General features: G+C 58.3%; 2 protein-coding genes. One reads left to right on the forward strand and one right to left on the reverse strand.

All coding sequences use genetic code 11. The features are described 5' to 3' along the window. Positions 1-119 precede the first annotated feature (119 nt). Positions 120-641, reverse strand: coding sequence for an enterotoxin A family protein (locus ACLHRZ_RS37150; RefSeq protein WP_490422997.1), 522 nt, complete (start codon positions 639-641; stop codon positions 120-122). Positions 642-946: 305 nt separating this feature from the next. Here ACLHRZ_RS37150 and ACLHRZ_RS37155 point away from each other — a divergent pair, with 305 nt between their 5' ends. Further along, positions 947-1,504, forward strand: coding sequence for an IS701 family transposase (locus ACLHRZ_RS37155; protein ID WP_490422998.1), 558 nt, complete (start codon positions 947-949; stop codon positions 1,502-1,504). The last annotated feature ends 75 nt before the right edge of the window (positions 1,505-1,579 follow it).

Here is a 1,579-nt window from a genome sequence, read left to right on the forward strand (position 1 = left end):
GCCCCCGAACCGATCTCCAACTGAAGGGACTGTCGCGGAGCTCGGCGGTGATTCGCGGGACACCTTAGGCACCGTCCGACTCAAAAGATCCACCAACTTTTTAATAACCTTCCGCCCGATCATGAATTTGACGATTGGAGAGGCGGCGGCCAGCCCTTTTTGTATTCAGGATTCTTGGTGTATTTCCCCCAGCGAATCTTTCCACCTTCGCCAGTCTTGACCTGATACCATCCCTTGACGGCGAATAATGGAATCTCGCCGAGAATACTAATCTCTTGGTTTATCTGCGCCGCCCGGTCTGTCGGATAGAAAGTCTTCACGTCGTACATAGGCGCCGATATCCGGGTGGGCTTAATCTTGTAGACATACCCAGTCTGAGCTTTCTCCCCGGTGCGCCCGAAGGCGTACCTCAAGGCAACTTCCTTGTCTAAAGTCGCAGCAACAAAGGCGCTGTTGCCGCGAAAGCTCAAGTGGTTATAAAGGCTTGCGTCGGTTCCTTGCGGAGAGAAACCTGGGGCGTCCCCTGATCCAGTGACAGCGAGGGTCTCCGGTGTGCGGCTGTCGCCTCGATACAGTTTCTTTGCACCTGCGGACCTGAGGAGGAGCCCGGTCACTAGGGCATCTTTTTGTCTTTCTTCCATCGATCGCCCTCTTGGGGCTGGTGCAGGCGTTACCTGCCGAGGTCGAGCGGGAGCATTCGCCTTACGCAATTGACTAAACATCGTTCCTCCGTTGAGGCCCATTCAGGGCGGGCGTGAAGAGTCTTCTTTCTAGTCTCAAGATGAACGGCGGCCCATTATGGGGGAATTAGGCTTCCTGCAGACTTAACTCTCTGGAACGGGCCGCCTGTTATGTATTTTATCACTGAGTTCTCCCTGTACTACAGGGGAGGTTCGTGTCGGTTGGTGGGGTGACTCGTTAGCCGGATGTGGAGACGCTGTGTGATGTGGAGCTGTGGGCAGGATGGTTCGAGGACTTTTTCGCCTCGCTCGCGAGTCTGTTCTGCCGGGTGGAGCCTCGGCTGACGGCGCGGGCGTATCTGAAGGCGTTGCTGGGGCCGGTGGAGCGGAAGAACTCCTGGCAGATTTCCGCGTACATCGGACAGAGCGCGCCGGACAAGGTCAAGGATCTGCTGCGGAAGATGTGTTGGAGCTGGTCGGACCTGCAGGGCCGGGTCCGGGCGTTTGTCGTCGAGCACCTCGGTGACCCGGACGCGGTGCTGGTGCTGGATGAGACCGCGTTCTTGAAGAAGGGCAGCAAGTCGGCCGGGGTGGCTCCGCAGTATGCCGGGATCACCGGGCAGGCCGAGAACTGCCAGGTCGCCGTGTTCCTCGCCTACGTCACGACGGCCGGGCGCGCACTGATCGACTTCTCCCTCTACCTTGGCAAGACCTGGGCCGGCGACAAGGAGCGCTACAAGGAAGCCGGGGTTCCCCGGGAGCGTGCGAAGAAGGTCCTCACCGAGAGGGCGTTTGATTTGAGTCGTTTGCCTGTTGTGCCCTAATAGGTTCCTCGCCAGGTTGGCGTGGTCTCGTCCGTTATGCGTTTGGTGCAATGCCACTTAGATAAGGGGTAGTTG

The sequence above is a fragment of the Streptomyces sp. AM25 genome (assembly GCF_058146165.1).

Bases quoted from the DNA above. Each gene is read 5' to 3' on its own strand.
- ACLHRZ_RS37150 (WP_490422997.1), bottom strand. From the start codon at position 641: ATGGAAGAAAGACAAAAAGATGCCCTAGTGACCGGGCTCCTCCTCAGG.